This is a genomic window from Burkholderia alba (genome assembly GCF_034721475.1).
GTDB classification, from domain to species: domain Bacteria; phylum Pseudomonadota; class Gammaproteobacteria; order Burkholderiales; family Burkholderiaceae; genus Burkholderia; species Burkholderia alba.
This window is the reverse complement of the sequence record NZ_JAWJWL010000005.1, coordinates 211716-230897: the sequence shown is the minus strand read 5'-3', so window position 1 is coordinate 230897 and position 19182 is coordinate 211716. Positions and strand designations below refer to the sequence as shown.

Here is a 19182-nt window from a genome sequence, read left to right as displayed (position 1 = left end):
CGGCGCGATGAAAGTGAGTGACCGCTTACTGTGAGGGCGGCGCCGTATGCGCGGGCTGGGGCGGCGCATCCGTGCCGTCCGTCCGGGCTCGGCCGGATCGCGACGGCGTCAGTGCATGCGCGAGCCGCACCGCCGGCGCTTCGCAGAACCGGTAGCTCAGCCACGACAGGACCAGCGCCGGAATCAGCGCCGCGACCATGTACAGCGCGAGCGGCCCGCCGGTGAACGGGTAGCGCTGGCAGGCCCAGAACAACAGGTACGCCGGAATGGCGTGCAGCAGATAGATCGAATAGCTGATTTCGCCGAGCCACGCGAGGAAGCGCGCGCGCAGCTTCAGCACCGTGCTGAGGGTGATGAACAGCGCGAGACCCACCACATAGCCCAGCGAAGCCGAGACGTGGAGCGCGTCGTGGTGGCGCCAATTGATCGCGGCCATCAGCAGGGCGAGCGCGGAGATCAGCGCGGCCAATGCCACGACCGCGGCGCGGTACGAGATCTGCCGGTTTCTGCCGGCGACCCGCATCGACAGCGTTTCATGCGGCGCATCGTAGGCCTGCCGGAAACACGCGCCCCAGAACATGATCGCGAGGTGGAACAGCATGCCCTTGTACTGGCCGAGCGCATCCGCCGGAATCAGGTGCAACGCGCTCGTGACGACGAACAGCACGCACAGCCCGGCGCAGGCCGCGCACAGCGCGCGCATCTTCTGCAGCGCGCCGAACCAGTACAGCACGAGGCACAGCGCGTAGAAATACAGTTCGGTCTCGAGCGTCCAGTAATGGCCCATGACGGGATCGAAGCCGAACGCGGTCGGAATCATCGTCACGTTGGCGACGAGGCCGGCCGCTTCCATCCGGTTGCCGAACAGCACCCAGTACACCAGGTAGCCGAGCGGCAGCGACAGCCAGAATGCCGGATAGAGCCGCAGGAAGCGGCGGATCAGGAAGCGGCGGGTGCCGTCGCGCGGCGCGCCGCGCAAGCTGGTCGGAATCAGCATCCCGCTGATGCAGAAGAACAGCACGACGCCGACTCGCCCGAAGTCCACCGAACGGGGCAGCGCGTCGAGGATCAGTTGGGATCCGGCGATGCGGCTCAGCACCTCTGCGTAATGCGTCCAGATGACGAGCAGCACGGCGATCGCGCGCATCGCATCGATGTGGCCCAGGCGATGGGGGGACGAGGAATTCGGCATGGCGGGTGGTGCGCGGCAGGCGGGAGCGGTCCGCGAGCGATGCCGTCGCGGGGCGACGAACGTCACGACACATATCGGAAAGCCGCACGTTAACGTGCCGTCGGCGGCGGTTCCGTGCGTTAACGTACTTATGGCGGGGCGCGGAGATTGTTTTGGGGTTCGACCACGGACAGCTGTTTGCGCCGGGCGACGTGCGCGGTCGGGTTCGTCGAGCGGAGGCGGCATCGAGGCGCCGCGACATGAATGATGCGGATCACGCGAGCGCCGGTATGGGGGCAGATGCCGTGTCATCGCGGCCTGTTTTTCGTCGTCGCAGTGGGACCGCCGGCGCGCGCCGGACGGTGTCGGCGGCAAGTTGCGCCGGTTCGTTTCGCATCGGCGCACGACGCACATGCTCCGCACGCCGAATCATTCGCGCCGGTCGATGGACGATGCGATGCCGAGCGCGGCGGTGTATTGGAAGCCGGCCGGAAAAGCGGGGGATTTCGCGGTATTTTCCATGCATCGCGGTGGCCGCGTTCGCGCGAAAACGCCGCGTGAATACCGGCGAATCGCGTGATCGGGCAACGGGGCGCGCGCATCGCGTTCGAGCCATCGCGGCGTGCCGGCGGCGTGCGCGAACCGACACCGCGTGCCGCGCGCACGGGCGGCGAAAATCGGCCCGCCGATCACCGAAAACCCGCCGCGCGATTCGCCCGAGAAGCGGTGCGCGACGAGACGCGGCGACGCACGGCCGCGCGGCGCTCGTCCATCGAAAATGACGAGGAATGCAGATCAATCGGCGCCGCGCGTCATGGCGGATTTCACGGGCCGCCGCACATGCTTTACAATCTGCGCGCGCAAATCCCGATCAATTAGAAATTAAAGCGGGAAAGCCGCGCACCGGTAAAGCACATTGCAACGCACAAATCCGGTGCGGGATTTTCTTATTCCGATAATTGCATTACTTAATACTTACAATAAATTTACTTCAAGTAATGCCAATTCATTCAAATACCTTACGGTCCGTTTTGAGTAAACCCTCCAAATTTTGTGTGTGTGTATCAAATAAAGTTTGACGCCAAAATTTTTTCCTTGATATCTTCTGCCTCCAAGAAGCGCCGCGTAACGACGGAGACAACGGAAACGCGACGAGTTTCGTCTGACTAAAACCGGTGAATCGGTATTGGCTGACAAAATGCTTTCTACGTACGCAGCCCGAACAGCAATAACGCTGTCGGGCTTGCCCGAAAAGAATCAGGTTTGTCGTATTCATCGCTTTTGCGTCGACTGTCATCACAACTGATTTCGATTGAATATCGAATTAGAAGTAAATATCCGGGTTTTCCCGGAAATGAAAGTCGACATGGCTGAGCCGGATGTCGTGGCCGCGAATCTGGGCGATTCACGCTTGGGGGATTGAAGGTGGGTATGAAAGTCGAGGAAGGTTTGGCCGCTTCGAATGGCGGGCTTGCGAGACTGGGTCGTCCGCGCGAGTTCGGCAAGAAGCAACAGAATCCGGTCCGCCGCTTCGGCGGCATCGCGATTGTTCTGGTTCTGCACATCATACTGATCTACGCGCTGCTCAACGGCCTGGCCACCAAGGTCGTGCAAGTCATCCAGCATCCGATCGAAACCCGCATCATCGAGCCGGTGAAACCGCCGCCTCCGCCGCCGATGCCGGTCGTCAAGCTGCCGCCGCCGAAATTCGCTCCGCCGCCCCCGCCGTTCGTGCCGCCGCCGGAAGTCCCGGTGCAGGCGCCGCCGCAGGCGACCATCACGCACCAGTCCGCCCCCGTGCAATCCGCGCCCGCCGTCGCGCCGCCTGTCGCCGCGCCCGTTGCCAAGCCGGTGAGCCATGAAGTCGGCGTGGTCTGCCCGAATTCGGATTCGATCCGCGCATCGATGCAGTATCCGAAGGAAGCGCAGGAAAACAACATCACCGGCGATGTGACGATCGAATTCGTCGTCGATGCGGCAGGCAACATCACCAATGAGCGTGTCGCACAGTCGGCCGATCCGATTCTGGATCGCACCGCGTTCAACACGGTCAAGCGATTCAAATGTGTGGCGCAAGGGCAATCCGTGCGTGTACAGGTTCCGTTCTCCTTCAACTTGAACTGACCCGCATGGCGGGGACGGCTGAAGGGTGATCGAGTCATTTTCGTAAGTTCAACGAAAGAACTGGAGTGGGTATGAAGAAGCGTTCTCTAGCCGCACTGACGGCAAGCATGTTGATCTCCGTAAGCGTGGCTAGCGCGCTTGTCGCGCCGCAGTTGGCCTACGCCCAGGCAAGCGACGCGACGGCCGCCGCCTCGACGGCCGCCGCTCCGCAAGCGGCGCCTGCCGCGGCGCCCGCCGCGAACGAGCCGGCTCCGCCGCCGGAGCCCGCGACGACGGAAGCCGTCTCCAATCCGTACGGCCTGGGCGCGCTCTGGAAAAACGGCGACTTCGTCGCCCGCTTCGTGCTGATCCTGCTTGTCATCATGTCGATGGGCAGCTGGTACATCATGATCACCAAGTTCCTCGAGCAGTTCCGCGCGAACCGCCGCGCGAAGCTCGCGGACGAACAGCTCTGGACCGCGCCGTCGCTGTCCGAAGGCGCGAAGCTGCTCGACGAGGCGTCGCCGTTCCGCTTCATCGCCGAAACCGCGATCGAGGCCGGCGAGCATCACGACGAAGCGCTGCTCGAAGCCGTCGACCGCAACACCTGGATCGACGTCTCGGTCGAGCGCGCGATCACCAACGTGTCGAACCGCCTGCAGGACGGCCTCGCGTTCCTCGGCACGGTCGGCTCGACGGCGCCGTTCGTCGGCCTGTTCGGTACGGTGTGGGGGATCTATCACGCGCTGACCGCCATCGGTATCGCCGGCCAGGCATCGATCGACAAGGTCGCGGGCCCGGTGGGCGAAGCGCTGATCATGACGGCCATCGGTCTGGCGGTCGCCGTGCCGGCCGTGCTCGGCTACAACTTCCTGGTTCGCCGCAACAAGTCGGTGATGGAACGCGTGCGCAACTTCGGCGCGCAACTGCATACGGTCCTGCTCGCAGGCGGCAAGCGTTCCGCGCGCGCCTCCGGCCAGCCCGCCGCGTCGCTGGTCCAGTAAGCGAGGTGCGTCATGGCTATGAACGTTGGGCAAGAGGATGGCGAAGACGAGGTCATCTCCAGTATCAACACCACGCCGCTCGTCGATGTGATGCTGGTGCTGCTGATCATCTTCCTGATCACGATCCCGGTCGTCACGCACACGATCCCGCTCCAGTTGCCCAAGGAGGCGATCCAGCCTCTGCAGACGACGCCCAAGAGCGTGGAAGTCGCGGTCAACCGCGACGGCGACTTCTTCTGGAATGCCGCCCTCGTGGACGGTCCGACGCTGCTGGCCAAGCTGAAGGCGGTGTCGGTCATGACGCCGCAGCCGGACGTCCATGTCCGCGGCGACCAGAACACGCGCTACGAATTCATCGGCCGCGTGATCACCGCGTGCGAACGCGCGGGGATCGCCAAGGTTTCATTTATCACTGAGCCGCCGGCGCGCGGCGGCTAGGAGTCGACGATGGGGATGAACGTATCTTCGGGTGGCGGGGGTGGCGAACCGGACGTGATGGTCGACATCAACACCACGCCGCTCATCGACGTGATGCTGGTGCTGCTGATCATGCTGATCATCACGATTCCGATCCAGATGCACTCGATCAAGATGAATCTGCCGGTCGGCAATCCGCCGCCGCCGCTCACGCCGCCGGAAATCGTGCAGATCGACATCGACTTCGACGGCACGACCACCTGGAACGGCGTGCTGGTGCCGAACGATGCGGCACTCGCATCGAAGTTCGCGCAGGTCGCCGCCGAGCCGGTGCAGGCGGAGATTCATCTGCGGCCCAACAAGCTCGTGCCGTACAAGGACGTGGCATCCGTGCTGGCGTCGGCGCAGCGCGAGGGCGCGACCAAGATCGGCCTGATCGGCAACGAGCAGTACATGCAATAAGGAAGCGACCTTCCCATGATTCAGCAACGATTGAAGCGCGCGGTGATCGCGGCCGCGTTCGGAGGTTTGTGCGCGTTCACGATGCTGCCGTCCGCCGCGTCGGCGGCCGACTCGCTGCGTCCCGACGTGGCCAAACCGCTGAACGCCGCGCAGGATCTGTACCGCGCGCACAAGTACCGCGATGCGCTGGGCAAGATCGCGATGGCCGCGGCGGTGCCGAACAAGACGCCGTACGAGAACTACATGATCGAGGAAATGCGCGGCGCGGCGGCAGTCGCGGCGGGCGATTCCGGCACGGCGATCCAGGCCTACGAGACCTTGCTGGGGTCGGGGCGGCTGAGCGGGGAAGAAGAGCAGCGCACCACCGCCGCGCTGGCGGGCATCTATTTTCAGCAAAAGAACTACCCGCAGGCGATCAAGGTCGCGCAGCGCTACCTGAAGGCGGGCGGCGGCGATCCGGACATGCGCACGCTGCTCACGCAGTCGTACTACCTGTCGAACGATTGCGGGCAGGTCGTGAACCAGCTGAAGGCGAGCGTCGACGCGCAGACCCGCGCGGGCCGCGTGCCTGACGAGGCGCAGCTGCAGATGCTCGGCACCTGCGCGCAACGCGTGAAGGACGGCGCGGCGTATCGCGATTCGCTGGAGAAGCTGGTCGCCTATCACCCGAATCCGGCGTACTGGGCGCAGCTGTTCCAGGCGATTCGCGCGAAGCCGGGGTATCTGTCGTCGCTCGACGTCGACATGTATCGGCTGCGCCGCGCGACCGGCACGTTGGCCACGGCCGACGACTACATGGAAATGACCCAGCTTTCGATCGTCGCGGGCACGCCGGCGGAAGGCAAGCAGGTGATCGATCAGGGCTTTGCGTCGGGCGTGCTCGGCCGCGACGCCGGCGCCGACCGCGAGAAGCGCCTTCAGGCGCTGGCGGCCAAGCGGGCGCAGGCGCCCGTCGACAGCTCGAACCCCGTCGCGCCGCTCGATGCCGGCATGAACCAGGTGTTCGCCGGTCAGGCGAAACCGGGCCTGGCCGCCATGGAGGCGGCGATCGCGAAGGGCGGCCTCGATCACCCGGATGCCGCGCAACTGCGGCTCGGCGAGGCGTACTACGTGGCGGGCCAGAAGGCGCGCGCGGTGCAGATTTTCAAGGGCGTCAAGGGCACCGACGGCTCGGCCGATCTCGCGCGTCTGTGGGTGATGGTCGCATCGAAGTAACGGGATGAGCGGGGCCGGGTCGACGTGCGATCGGCCCGGGTCCGGAGCCGGACAAGATCAAGCAGCAGGGGGGGCGCACAGGGGGAGGCGGTCACGAAGCGGCGGCGCGGCGCGTCAGCCGGCTTCGACCGCCTCACGTGCGGACGGTGAATGAATAACGCGGTGCTTTCGTGTACGAGGGGTCGCCTCAGGCAAGACGCGAGCAGGGATTTGTCTTGTTGATAAGTTGTGCGAACGGGCTGGCTTTGGGCCGGGACCGGGCGGCCGCGGGCCGCATCGGCCGGCCGGACGCCGCGTCCGTCCGGCAGCGGATACGAACGACGAAGCGTGGTGCGATGCAAATCTGTCGTTCGCATCAAACACGATTCACTTATATCAAACAGATTTTGACCGCGGGATTCTGTCTTGCTATGGTTTTGCAATCCGACGAATCGGTAATGGTCGCAGTCTCGATAGGAAACAAAATACGAGCGCTGCGGCAAAGGCTCAGGCTTACGCTCGACGAGGCGGCGGCGGCGGCGGGGATTTCGAAACCGTTTCTGTCGCAGGTCGAGCGCGGCCGCGCCACGCCCTCCATCACGTCGCTGGTGGGTATCGCGAAGGCGCTCGGCGTCACGATGCAGTATTTCGTCGATACGCCGACCGAAGCGAAATCGGTCTGCCGGGGCAATACGCTTCAGTACTTCAGTTTCGCCAATTCGACCAGCTCGTTCGCGCGGCTGACGAACCTGGCGGACGGCCGGAAACTCGACGCGATCCTCGTCAGGATGCCGGTGGGAAAGCCGCCGTCCGAGGTGACGACGCATGCGGGCGAAGAATTTTTATATGTGATGGCGGGCGAGGTGGCGCTGACACTGGAAGGCCGCACCTTCAACCTGAAAGCGGGCGATACGGCCCATTACGAATCCACGGTGCCGCACGCATGGGGAAACACCGCCGACGAAGAGGCGGTGATCGTGTGGGTGGGCACCCCCAGATTGTTTTAAATCAATTCGAATGACTCCGGGTATGTACTCATATACCTATCAGGAATCCTATTGAATTGAGCGATGAGCGAGCGGCCGATGCGAATACAGAGCCGTGGGAAAACGGCGCGGAGCCGTTCCCGGAAGAGACGATGACAACGCGTTGATGCTCTCTGTTGGATCGATGTACTGCTGGACAACATAAAAAAGAAAGATGGTCGGCGATGTCATGGGAACGTCGCCGCCGTCGGCTTGATTTCAAGCAGTGGAAGGGCAAGTCGGCAATAAAAAGCACGGCACACAAGTGCCCAGAGTCGCGCAAAAGGAGCAAAAAATCTCCGTGTGCGTTAACGGGTGGGGTCTTACTGACGAGTGAGAGGGGAAAGATGAAGCAGAGAGCATTGGCGCTAGCCATCAGACGGATAATCTGGACAGAACTGGCACTGACCGCGACGCTGGCCGTACCGGCATTCGCGCAAAGCCAGCCGCCGGCAGGGGCAGCCGCGATCGCGCAGACGGTCGCTCAGAACGCCCCCGCCGATACCGCGCCGGCCGCCACGGCACCGGCCGCCGCCGCGTCGGGCGCCGCCGCGACCACGAAGGCCGCCGGACAGGGCAACGTCGCGCAGATCAAGCGCTTCGAGGTGACCGGTTCGCTGATCCGCAGCGCCGACAAGGTCGGCTTCAACCAGGTCCAGACCGTCACGAGCAAGGACATCTCGAACAGCGGCGCGAGCAGCGTCGCCGACTACCTGCGCACCACCTCGGCGAACTCGGCGAGCAGCTGGGGCGAAGGGTCGACGAACAGCTTCGCGCCGGGCGGCGCGGGTATCGCGATGCGCGGCCTCAGCGAGAAATACACGCTGGTGCTGATTGACGGCATGCGGGTGTCGCCGTATGCGTTCGCGGTGAACGGCAGCGACCAGTTCTTCGACCTGAACACGCTCCCGCTCAACATCATCGAGCGGATCGAAATCGTCAAGACGGGCGCGGTGTCGCAGTACGGCTCCGACGCTATCGCCGGCGTGGTGAACATCATCACGAAGAAGAACTTCCAGGGCCTCGAACTGGGCGGCAGCTACGGCGGCGCGACGAACGGCGAAGGCGGCCAGGGCACGACGCAGTTCAGCATCCTCGGCGGCTTCGGCGACCTGAACGCGGACCGCTTCAACGTGACGGCCGCGCTCAGCTACTACAAGTCGAACGGTATCTCGATCGCCGATCGCGACACGACGCAGAACCAGAACTTCTCCAATTTCCCGGGCGGCCTGTCGAACCAGAGCGTGTCGTACTGGCGCAACCCGACCACCGGCGCGAAGGTGCCGCTGAGCCCCTGCCCGAACGGCGGTCAGGCCGTGCCCGGCACCTCCGTCGCGCAGGTCAACGGCCCCGGCACGGTGTGCGCGAACAACACCGCGTACGCGACCTCGCTGTCGCCGTGGACCGAACGCCTGAGCGCGAAGGTACACGCCGACTTCAAGATCAACGACGCGATGCAGGCGTTCGCCGATCTGTGGGAAAGCAACAACACGACGGTGACGAACAACTTCGTGGGCCGCCTCGGCAACAGCACGCAGACCTACGATCCGGCGACGGGCGGTCTCAACCCGATCTCGAACCTGGTGCCGGGCAGCAACCCGTACAACCCGTTCGGCGTGCCGGCCAAGCTGGTCTACGCGTTCCCGGCCACGCAGGCGGTGCATACCAGTTCCAACTTCTGGCGCGCCGCGACGGGGGTGAAGGGATCGTTCAGCACGCCGAGCGCGGGCGACTGGGATTGGGCAGCGTCCTACACGCATTCGCAGAACACGGTGTCGAACAACAATTCGAACCTGATCAACGCGGCCGCGCTGGAAAATCTCGTCCAGAACGGCGTGTTCAACTTCGCGAATCCGTCGTCGACGCCGAACGGGCTGAACGGGCTGTACGGCAGCACGTCGACGCAGGCCATCACGAAGCTCGACGCTGTCGACGCGACGCTGTCGACGCCGAACCTGTTCACGCTGCCCACGGGTAACGTCGGCCTGGGTCTCGGTACGCAGTTCATGCATCAGAGCCAGTACATCGGCACGGGCGCGGGTTACGCGGACGGCACGTACATCCAGCCGGCGCTGCAATCGGTCAACGGCCAGCGCAACGTCGCGGCGGTCTACTACCAGATCGACATTCCCATCCTGAAGAACCTGACGTTCAGCCAGTCGGGCCGCTACGACCACTACAGCGACTTCGGCGGCGCGTTCTCGCCGCGCTTCGCGTTGCGCTTCCAGCCGATCCGCGAGCTGACGATGTACGGTTCGTACAACCGCGGCTTCCGCGCGCCGACGCTGATCGAAAACACCTCGTCGAAGACCTACGGCGCGCAGGGCGCGGTGGATCCGAACGATCCGAACAACCCGAACGCGTACAACCTCGTCGAGGAAGTGCAGGCCGGCAACAACAAGCTGCAGCCGGAGCGGACCAAGAACTACAACATCGGCTTCCAGCTGTCGCCGACCCGCAATACCGACTTCGGTTTCGACTGGTACAAGATCCACATCGACAACGTGATCGGCACGGAAGACATCCAGACGGTGGTCAACCAGAACGATCCGTCGACCGTGATTCGCGGCCCGAACGGTTCGATCGCGTACGTGCTGCTGCCGTACATGAACCTGTCGTCGCTCGACACGGACGGCTTCGAGACCACCTTCCGGCAATCGGTGTCGACCAAGATCGGTACCTTCACGCTGTCGGGCGACTGGGCGTACGTGTGGCACTTCAAGATGCCGGTGGGCGGCGTGTCGACCGACTTCGCGGGCAACAACGGATCGCTCAACGAGCCGTTCGGCGGCAGCTTCCCGCGCTGGAAGGGCAACACGAACCTGAACTGGAACTACCACAACCAGTGGAACGCGACGCTGACGTGGATGTTCACGGGCCCGTACAGCCAGGCCATCCTGTCGCCGGGCCAGTACCCGGGCATGCAGGACAGCGTGGCGTCGTACAGCCAGTTCAACCTGATGGTCAGCTACACGGGCTTCAAGCACTGGACGATCTACGCGGGCATCGACAACATCTTCAATCGTGCGCCGCCGTTCGATCCGGTCTTCATGAACTCGAGCTATCAGACGGGCTACGACTCGTCGCTGTACACGTATGTCGGTCGCTTCGCGCAGGTCGGCGCGACCTACAAGTTCTGATGCAGTCTGTTTGAAAGGCATGCGACAAGGCCGCTCCGCTTCCCTTCATCACCCCTTGGGAGCGGCCTTTTTTTTAGCCTGATGCTGTTCCGGAGCGTTCGACGCGAGTCGCGATCCGGCGGCGTCGAACCGTTGCGACAACCACACTGAATCCGCGCCGGCCACAAGCCGGCGCGTTCCTGAGCAGGCTGAAGATGAGACTTGTGACGTTGCGTTCGCTGCGCGCCCCGCAATCGGCCCCGTGCGCGCCGCCGGCCGCCCGGCAACGCGGGCGAATCGCGCGTATCGCGGCCCTCGCGTGCGCGGCGTTGACGGCGACCGCTTTCGCGCCGTCGGCCGCCCTGGCCGTCCCCGCGATCTCGCAATACGATCAACCCAAGTACCCGGCCGATTTCACGCATTTCGATTACGCCGATCCCGACGCGCCGAACGACGGCACGCTCAATTTCGAAAACTACGATCAGGCGCAGAGCTACGACTCGCTGAATCCGTTCCTGACCCGCGGCTCGCCCGCGCCGGACATCAAGAACCTGATGTTCGACACGCTGATGCAGCGCAGCTGGGACGAACTGGCCTCCGAGTACGCGCTGATCGCCGACGACGTGCAGGTCGCGCCCGATCTCACCTCGGCGACTTTCCATATCAATCCCGCCGCGCGCTTCTCGAACGGCGATCCGATCACCGCCGCCGACGTCAAGTATTCGTTCGACACGCTGACGAGCCCGCAGGCGTCGCCGATCGTCAACGCGCAGTTCTCGGTGATCAAGCGCGCGACAGTCGTCGACCGTCTGACGGTCCGCTTCGATTTCAAGCAGGCCGAGCGCGACGCGCCGCTGATCGCGGGCGATCTGCCGGTGTTCTCGCCGAAATGGGGGATGGGGCCGGACGGCAAGCGTCCGCCGTTCGACCAGATCGCGAACGTGGAGCCGATCGCGAGCGGCGCGTACCTGATCGCGCAGCGCAAGGACGACAAGGACATCGACTACCGGCGCAACCCGAACTACTGGGCGGCCGACCTGCCGTCCCGGCGCGGCATGTTCCGCTTCGCGAAGGTGTCGTTCAAGCTGTATCTCGACCTGTACACGTCGCTGGAGGCCTTCAAGGCGGGCGACGTCGACGCGCGGATGGAATACAGCTCGTCCGCCTGGGCGCGCAAGTACGTCGGCAAGAATTTCAATAACGGGCTGCTGAAGAAGGGCGAGTTTCCCGACGGCCCGGCGCAGATGCAGGGCTTCCTGATCAACCTGCGCAAGCCGATGTTCAAGGACGTCCGGGTGCGCCACGCGCTGGCGCTCGCGTTCGACTACGACTGGATGAACCGGATGATGTTCTACGGGCAGTACCGCCGCACGAACAGCTTCTGGGATGCCAGCCCGTTCAAGGCGACCGGCGTGCCGACCGACAAGGAACTCGCGCTGCTCGATCCGTTCCGCGCCGACCTGCCGCCGGAAGTGTTCGGGCCGATGATGATGCAGCCGACGACGGTGCCGCCGGGCTCGCTGCGGGCGAATCTGCGCCAGGCGCGCGATCTGCTCGCGCAGGCCGGCTGGCATTACCGCGACGGCGCGCTGCGCGACGCCAGCGGCACGCCGATGACGATCGAGATCATGGACGACGAGCCGGGCATGGATCGCCTGATCCTGCCCTACGCGCAGGCCCTCGGCATGCTCGGCATCCACGCCACGCTGCGCGAGATCGACAGCGCGCTGTATCAGAAGCGGCTCGACAACTTCGAGTACGACATGACGACCTACATCTATGCGCCCGTCACCATTCCGGGGGCCGAGCTGACGCGCCGCTTCGGCAGCGCGGCGGCGTCGCAGGTCGGCTCGGAGAACTACCCGGGCGTGCGTTCGAAGGCGGTCGACGCGCTGATCCGCGCGGCGCTCGACGCGAACAGCCTGGACGAGCTGGAAACCGCGATGCACGCGCTCGACCGGGTGCTGATCAATCTGTACGTGCTGGTGCCGCAGTACTACCTGCCGAACGCGCGCATCGCCTACAAGAACACGCTCGGCCACCCGGCGATCGTGCCCACCACCTATCAGTACGAGGACTGGATCATCGACTACTGGTACCAGAAGAAGCCGGGCAACGCGGCGCAGCCGGCGCGCAACGCGTCGTAGCGAGGACACACCATGCTTGCATACATTCTCAGGCGATTGCTGCTGATGATCCCGACGCTGATCGGCGTCGTGACGATTACCTTCGTCGTCACCCAGTTCGTGCCGGGCGGTCCGGTCGAACAGGTGATGAACCAGCTGCGCCACGGCACCATGCGCGGCGGCGAGACGGGCGGCGGCGGCGGCGGCTATCACGGCAGCCAGGGCGTCGATCCGCAGCAGATCGAGCAGATCAAGAAGCAGTTCGGCTTCGACAAGCCGCCGCTCACGCGCTACGCGATGATGCTGAAGAGCTACGCGACGTTCGATCTCGGCCAGTCCTACTACGCGCACGACAGCGTGTGGAACGTGATCCGCTCGAAGCTGCCGGTGTCGATCACGCTGGGCCTGTGGACGGTGATCCTGACCTACCTGATCTCGGTGCCGCTCGGGATCGCGAAGGCGGTGCGCAACGGCTCGCGCTTCGACGCGGTGACCAGCGTGCTCGTGCTGACCGGCTACGCGATCCCGGGTTTCGTGCTCGGCGTGCTGCTGCTGATGCTGTTCGGCGGCGGCACCTTCTGGCAGGTGTTCCCGATGCGCGGGCTCACCTCCGACAACTTCGAGCAGTTGTCGGTGTTCGGCAAGATTCTCGATTATCTGTGGCACATCGCGCTGCCCGTCACCGCGTCGGTGGTCGGCAACTTCGCGATCGTCACCATCCTGACGAAGAACACCTTCCTGGAGGAAATCGGTCGCCAGTACGTGCTGACGGCGCGCGCGAAGGGCGCGCCCGAACGGGACGTGCTGTGGAAGCACGTGCTGCGCAACGCGGCGATTCCGCTGCTGACGGGCTTGCCCGCCGCGTTCGTCGGTGCGTTCCTGAACGGCAATCTGCTGATCGAGACGCTGTTCTCGCTGAACGGCATGGGGCAGCTGTCGTACGACTCGGTGATCCGCCGCGATTACCCCGTCGTGCTCGGCTCGCTGTTCCTGTTCACGCTGATCGGCCTCGTTACCAAACTTATCGCTGACGTCTGCTATGTCCTCGTCGACCCCCGCATCCAATTCAACCGCCTGGACCACTGATCCGGTGCTCGTCGACTGCGCGGCGTCGCCGTCGCCGTGGCGGCGCACGTGGCTGCGATTTCGCCGCCAGCCGCTCGGCTACTGGAGCCTCGTGATCTTCGCGACCCTGTTCGTGGTGAGCCTGTTCGCCGAAGTGCTGTCGAACGACCGGCCGCTCGTCGTGCGCTACGAAGGGCATTACTACTTCCCGATCGTGAAGGACTATCCGGAGACGCTGTTCGGCGGCGATTTCCCGGCCAAGACCAACTATCTCGATCCGTACATCAAGTCGAAGATCGAGGCGAACGGCAATTTCGCGATCTATCCGCCGAGCCGCTACCACTACGACACGATCGACTACTTCGCCGCGCATCCGTACCCGGCGGCGCCGACCCGCAACAACTGGCTCGGCACCGACCAGTTCGGCCGCGACGTGCTGGCGCGGCTGCTGTACGGCTTCCGGCTGTCGGTGCTGATGGCGCTGGCGCTGACGATCTCGGGCGTGCTGATCGGCGTGCTGACGGGCGCGCTGCAGGGCTTCTACGGCGGGCGCACCGACCTGATCGGCCAGCGCCTGATCGAGATCTGGAGCTCGATGCCCGACCTGTACCTCCTGATCATCTTCGCGTCGATCTTCGAGCCGTCGCTGTGGCTGCTGTTCATCCTGCTGTCGATGTTCGGCTGGCTCGTGCTGTCCGACTACGTGCGTGCCGAATTCCTGCGCAACCGCTCGCTCGACTACGTGAAGGCCGCCCGCACGATGGGCCTGTCGAACTGGCAGATCATGTGGCGTCACGTGCTGCCGAACAGCCTCACGCCGGTCATCACGTTCCTGCCGTTCCGGATGAGCGCGGCGATCCTGTCGCTCACGAGCCTGGACTTCCTCGGCCTCGGCGTGCCGCCGCCGACCCCGAGCCTCGGTGAGCTTTTACAGGAGGGCAAGAACAATCTCGACGCATGGTGGATCTCGATGTCGGCGTTCGCCGCGCTGGTGATCACGCTGCTGCTGTTGACCTTCATGGGCGATGCGCTGCGCAATGCGCTCGACACCCGTTCGCGCGGGTCTGCGTTCGGCGGGGGCAAGTGATGACGAAGGCGATGCTGGAAATCGACCGCTTCTCGGTACGGTTCGGCGACACGGTGGCCGTGCAGGAATTGAGCCTGTCGATCGCGCGCGGCGAACGCGTCGCGCTGGTCGGGGAGTCCGGCTCGGGCAAGAGCGTGACGGCGCTGTCGATCCTGCGCCTGGTCGGCCAGGCGACGCTGTCGGGACGGATGCTGTTCGACGGCGAGGATCTGCTGCAGAAAACCGAGCAGCAGATGCGCGGCATTCGCGGCGCGGATATCGCGATGGTGTTCCAGGAACCGATGACGGCGCTCAACCCGCTGTATACGGTCGGCAAGCAGATCGCGGAGAGCCTGCGCCTGCACGAAGGGCTGAGGCCGGGCGCGGCGCGCGAGCGCGGCATCGAATTGCTGCGGCGCACCGGGATTCCCGAGCCGGAGCGCCGGATCGACAGTTTTCCGCACCAGCTCTCGGGCGGCCAGCGGCAGCGCGCGATGATCGCGATGGCGCTGGCGTGCCGGCCGCGCCTCTTGCTCGCCGACGAGCCGACCACCGCGCTCGACGTGACGGTGCGCCAGCAGATCGTCGATCTGCTGATCGAACTGCAGGAGCAGGAAGCGGCCGAGCGCGGGATGGCGGTGCTGCTGATCACGCACGATCTGAATCTCGTGCGGCGCTTCGCGCAGCGGGTCGCGGTGATGGAAAAGGGCGTGCTGGTCGAGACCAATACCACCGAGGCGCTGTTCCGCAGTCCGCAGCATCCGTATACGCAGCGCCTGCTCGACAGCGAGCCGCAGCGGGCGATCGAGCCGGTGACGCAAGCGGCGCGCAAGATCCTCGACGTGACGCAGCTCGCGGTCGACTACCGCACCGCGGCAAAGGGACTGAGATCGCTGTTCGGCCGCACCACGTTCCGCGCGGTGCACGACGTCGATCTGAATCTGCGGCGCGGCGAAACGCTCGGGATCGTCGGCGAATCGGGGTCGGGCAAGTCGACGCTCGCGGCGGCCGTGCTCGGCCTGCAGCGTCCGGCGGCGGGCCGCATCGAGATCGACGGGCTGCCTCTCGCGTCGCTGCGCTCGACGGCCGAGCGCCGTCAGCTGTACGCGCGGATGCAGGTGGTGTTTCAGGATCCGTTCGGCTCGCTGTCGCCGCGGATGACGATCGAGCAGGTGATCGGCGAGGGGCTGGCGGTTCATCAGCCGGACGTGGTCGGCCCCGCGCGGCGTTCGCGGATCGCGGGTCTGCTGGAAGAGGTCGGCATGCCGGCCGAATCGATGCTGCGCTATCCGCACGAGTTCTCGGGCGGCCAGCGCCAGCGGATCGCGATCGCGCGGGCGCTGGCCGTGAAGCCGGAGTTGCTGGTGCTCGACGAGCCGACCAGCGCGCTCGACGTTTCTATACAAAAACAGGTGCTGGGGCTGCTGACGAACCTCCAGAAAAAGTACAAACTTAGCTATTTGTTCATCACCCACGATCTGGCCGTGATGCGGGCGATGGCCCACCGGGTGATCGTGATGAAAGGCGGGCGCGTGGTCGAGGCGGGCGACACGCTCGAGGTGCTGAACGCGCCATCCCACCCCTATACCCAGTCGCTGCTGGCGTCGTCGATGATGATGCCGGGGCGCGATCAGCAAGAGAGCGCGGATGATTGACGAAGGTTGGGCCGCGGCGGCTCGCACGCTGCGCAGCGATGCCGATTTCTGGTCGCTGCGCGTGGTGGACGAACGGATCGACGATCACGAAGTGCGCAACGACGTCGCGCAGCCGCTGTCGAGCGTGCGCGATCGCGGCGCGATGCTGATCGCATGGTCCGGCGCGGGCGCGGGCTACGCGGCCACCGTGAACCTGTCGGCGGCCGGCCTGCAGGCCGCGCTCGACGTCGCCACGGCGCGCGCGAAAGCGAGCGCCGCGCTGTCGCTGATCGATCACCGCGAAGTCGCGCGGCCGAATGCGAGCGGCCATTACGTGTCGCCGCATTTCGACAGCCCGCTGCCCACGCGACGCGAATGGATCGACCGTCTCGCGCACGAGTGCGCGGCGGCGAAGATCGACGCGCGCATCGTCGAGCGCACGGCCGGCGTGCAGGTCACGCACACCGACCAGCTGTACCTGACGAGCGACGGCGTGCGGATCGATCAGCGCTTTCGCTTCCTGATGCCGCATCTGAGCGTCGCGGCGCACGCGAACGGCGACACCCAGGTGCGTTCGCTCGGGGCTTACGGAACGCTTGCGCAGGGCGGGCTCGAGATTCTGGCGCGCCACCGCTTCGACGGCGCGGGCGAACGCGTCGCCGACGAGGCGCTGCAACTGCTCGCCGCGCCGAACTGCCCGTCCGGCCGGCGCGACCTGCTGCTGATGCCCGACCAGATGATGCTGCAGATTCACGAGTCGATCGGCCATCCGCTCGAGCTCGACCGGATCCTCGGCGACGAGCGTAACTTCGCCGGCTGGAGCTTCGTGAAGCCGGAGATGTTCGGTACCTACCAGTACGGTTCGCCGCTGCTGAACGTGACCTTCGATCCCGAGCTGTCCGAGGAGGCGGCGTCCTACGCGTTCGACGACGACGGCAGCGCCGCGCGCAAGCAATACCTGATTCGCGACGGCGTGCTCGAGCGTCCGCTCGGCGGCGCGCTGTCGCAACAGCGCGCGCGGCTGCCCGGCGTCGCGAATTCGCGCGCGTCGAACTGGAATCGCCCGCCGATCGACCGGATGGCGAACCTGAACATCGAGCCCGGCACGCAGTCGCTCGACGCGCTGATCGCCGGCATCGAACACGGCATCCTGATGCGCACCAATACGTCCTGGTCGATCGACGACCACCGCAACAAGTTTCAGTTCGGCTGCGAGTTCGGCCAGCTGATCGAGAACGGCAAGCTGACCCAGGTGGTGAAGCAGCCGAACTATCGCGGCATCTCCGCGAATTTCTGGCGCAGCCTGCGCGCGGTCGGCAACGCCGGGACCCGCGGCGTCTACGGCACGCCGTTCTGCGGTAAGGGCGAGCCGGCGCAGGTGATCCGCGTCGGCCATGCGTCGCCCGCGTGCGTGTTCGGCGACGTCGACGTGTTCGGAGGCGCGTGATGAGCGAATCCACGGCAGCCGCGATCGACTGGCAGGGCCATTTCGCGGCGCTCGCCGACGAATCCGGCCGGCTGAAGCAGGGCAGCGAAACGGTGCTGCTGTCGCTCGCGGCCGAGCACTCCGATTTCATCCGCTTCAACGCGGGCAGGATCCGCCAGACGGGCCAGGTCGTGCAGGGCAAGCTGAAGGTGCGGCTGATCGACGGCGCGCGCCAGGCGTCGCTGTCGCTCACCATCTGCGGCGAGCCGGCCGCCGATCTGCCGGCGCTCGCCGGCGCGCTCGCGACGCTGCGCGACAGCCTGGGCGATGCGCCGGACGATCCGCACCTGCTGTTCGATACCTCGTCGTGGCAGCAGTCGAGCCGCCGCGCCGGCCGCCTGCCCGACGCGGCCGCGCTGGCGCGCACCGTCGCCGAATGCGCGCACGGGCTCGATTTCGTCGGCTTCTACGCGGGCGGCACGCTCGCGCGCGGCTTCGCGTCGACGGGCGGCAGCCGCGGCTGGTATGAAGTCGTCAACTTCAATTTCAGCTGGTCGCTGTACGATCCGAGCGGGCGCGCGATCAAGACCGTCTACGCGGGCGACGAGTGGAGCGATGCCGCTTTCGCGCACAAGGTCGAGCAGGCCGCCGCGCGCTTGCCGGTGCTCGGGCTCGCGCCGAAGGCGCTGGCGCCGGGCCGCTACCGCACGTATCTGGCGCCCGCCGCGCTGGGCGAGCTGGCGGGGCTGGTGAGCTGGGGCGGTTTCTCCGCGCGCGCGCACGCCAGTTCGCGCAGCCCGCTGCACAAGCTGCACGTCGGCGACGTGGCGCTCGATCCGCGCGTGACGCTCGCCGACGACCTGACGCTCGGCATGGCCCCCGCGTTCAATACCGACGGCTACCGGAGCGAGAGCGTGCCGCTCGTCGCGGCGGGCCGCAGCGCGGGGCAGCTGGTCAGCGCGCGCACCGCGCGCGAGTACGGGCTGAACCCGAACGGCGCGGCGGACGGCGAGATGCCGGCCGCGCTGTCGATGGCGGGCGGCGCGCTGGCGGACGCCGACGTGCTCGCGACGCTCGACACCGGCCTGTATGTCGGCAATCTCTGGTACGTGAATTTCTCGGACCGGATGAACTGCCGGATGACCGGCATGACGCGCTTCGCGACATTCTGGGTCGAGCAGGGCAGGATCGTCGCGCCGGTCGACGCGATGCGCTTCGACGACAGCCTCTACCGCTTGCTCGGCGACGCGCTGGAACACCTGGATGCCGTGCCGTCGCTGCTGCTGAACGACGATTCGTGGGGCGAGCGCGCGACGGGTGGCATGCAGGTGCCGGGCGTGCTGGTCCGTTCGTTCGAGCTGACGTTGTAG

The 19182-nt window shown here is 65.5% G+C and carries 16 protein-coding genes; 15 read left to right on the top strand and 1 reads right to left on the bottom strand.

The window, feature by feature from the left end; all coding sequences use genetic code 11:
• Nucleotides 1-25: 25 nt before the first annotated feature.
• A complete protein-coding gene (locus RZR99_RS07610; RefSeq protein WP_323119135.1) occupies nucleotides 26-1192 on the bottom strand; it encodes an acyltransferase family protein in 1167 nt (388 codons plus the stop codon).
• A gap of 424 nt (nucleotides 1193-1616) precedes the next feature.
• On the opposite strand from RZR99_RS07610, the gene RZR99_RS07605 reads away from it, so the two are divergent.
• The 15 genes from RZR99_RS07605 to RZR99_RS07535 all read left to right on the top strand — a co-directional run bounded on the left by RZR99_RS07605 (nucleotide 1617) and on the right by RZR99_RS07535 (nucleotide 19182).
• Nucleotides 1617-1751 (top strand): hypothetical protein, encoded by a 135-nt coding sequence (locus RZR99_RS07605; protein ID WP_323119134.1) that lies wholly within the window; start codon nucleotides 1617-1619, stop codon nucleotides 1749-1751.
• Nucleotides 1748-2050, top strand: coding sequence for a hypothetical protein (locus RZR99_RS07600; protein WP_323119133.1), 303 nt, complete (start codon nucleotides 1748-1750; stop codon nucleotides 2048-2050). Before RZR99_RS07605 ends, RZR99_RS07600 begins: the two co-directional genes overlap by 4 nt.
• 552 nt (nucleotides 2051-2602) lie before the next feature.
• Nucleotides 2603-3295: an energy transducer TonB gene (locus tag RZR99_RS07595; protein ID WP_323119132.1), complete on the top strand. Its 693-nt coding sequence runs from the start codon at nucleotides 2603-2605 to the stop codon at nucleotides 3293-3295.
• A gap of 71 nt (nucleotides 3296-3366) precedes the next feature.
• On the top strand, nucleotides 3367-4278 hold the full coding sequence (locus RZR99_RS07590; protein WP_323119131.1) for a MotA/TolQ/ExbB proton channel family protein: 912 nt from the start codon (nucleotides 3367-3369) through the stop codon (nucleotides 4276-4278).
• 12 nt (nucleotides 4279-4290) lie between these two features.
• Entirely contained in the window at nucleotides 4291-4716 is a 426-nt protein-coding gene (locus RZR99_RS07585; RefSeq protein ID WP_323119130.1) for an ExbD/TolR family protein, read from the top strand.
• A 9-nt stretch (nucleotides 4717-4725) separates the two neighbouring features.
• Nucleotides 4726-5157 (top strand): ExbD/TolR family protein, encoded by a 432-nt coding sequence (locus tag RZR99_RS07580; RefSeq protein WP_323119129.1) that lies wholly within the window; start codon nucleotides 4726-4728, stop codon nucleotides 5155-5157.
• A 15-nt stretch (nucleotides 5158-5172) separates the two neighbouring features.
• A complete protein-coding gene (locus RZR99_RS07575) occupies nucleotides 5173-6372 on the top strand; it encodes a tetratricopeptide repeat protein (protein ID WP_323119128.1) in 1200 nt (399 codons plus the stop codon).
• Between the two features lie 410 nt (nucleotides 6373-6782).
• On the top strand, nucleotides 6783-7358 hold the full coding sequence (locus tag RZR99_RS07570; protein ID WP_323119205.1) for a helix-turn-helix domain-containing protein: 576 nt from the start codon (nucleotides 6783-6785) through the stop codon (nucleotides 7356-7358).
• A gap of 365 nt (nucleotides 7359-7723) precedes the next feature.
• Complete coding sequence (locus tag RZR99_RS07565) at nucleotides 7724-10516, top strand: TonB-dependent receptor (RefSeq protein WP_323119127.1); 2793 nt, start codon at nucleotides 7724-7726, stop codon at nucleotides 10514-10516.
• A 194-nt stretch (nucleotides 10517-10710) separates the two neighbouring features.
• A complete protein-coding gene (locus tag RZR99_RS07560) occupies nucleotides 10711-12642 on the top strand; it encodes an extracellular solute-binding protein (protein ID WP_323119126.1) in 1932 nt (643 codons plus the stop codon).
• Nucleotides 12643-12654: 12 nt separating this feature from the next.
• A complete protein-coding gene (locus RZR99_RS07555; RefSeq protein WP_323119125.1) occupies nucleotides 12655-13707 on the top strand; it encodes a microcin C ABC transporter permease YejB in 1053 nt (350 codons plus the stop codon).
• Nucleotides 13661-14773, top strand: coding sequence for an ABC transporter permease (locus tag RZR99_RS07550; protein WP_323119124.1), 1113 nt, complete (start codon nucleotides 13661-13663; stop codon nucleotides 14771-14773). Before RZR99_RS07555 ends, RZR99_RS07550 begins: the two co-directional genes overlap by 47 nt.
• Nucleotides 14773-16407, top strand: a complete 1635-nt coding sequence (locus RZR99_RS07545) for an ABC transporter ATP-binding protein (RefSeq protein WP_323119123.1) — start codon at nucleotides 14773-14775, stop codon at nucleotides 16405-16407. The genes RZR99_RS07550 and RZR99_RS07545 overlap by 1 nt, the downstream gene beginning before the upstream one ends.
• Nucleotides 16400-17833, top strand: a complete 1434-nt coding sequence (locus RZR99_RS07540; protein WP_323119122.1) for a TldD/PmbA family protein — start codon at nucleotides 16400-16402, stop codon at nucleotides 17831-17833. Before RZR99_RS07545 ends, RZR99_RS07540 begins: the two co-directional genes overlap by 8 nt.
• The gene (locus tag RZR99_RS07535; RefSeq protein WP_323119121.1) at nucleotides 17833-19182 is read left to right on the top strand and encodes a TldD/PmbA family protein; all 1350 of its coding nucleotides are present in this window, start codon (nucleotides 17833-17835) and stop codon (nucleotides 19180-19182) included. Before RZR99_RS07540 ends, RZR99_RS07535 begins: the two co-directional genes overlap by 1 nt.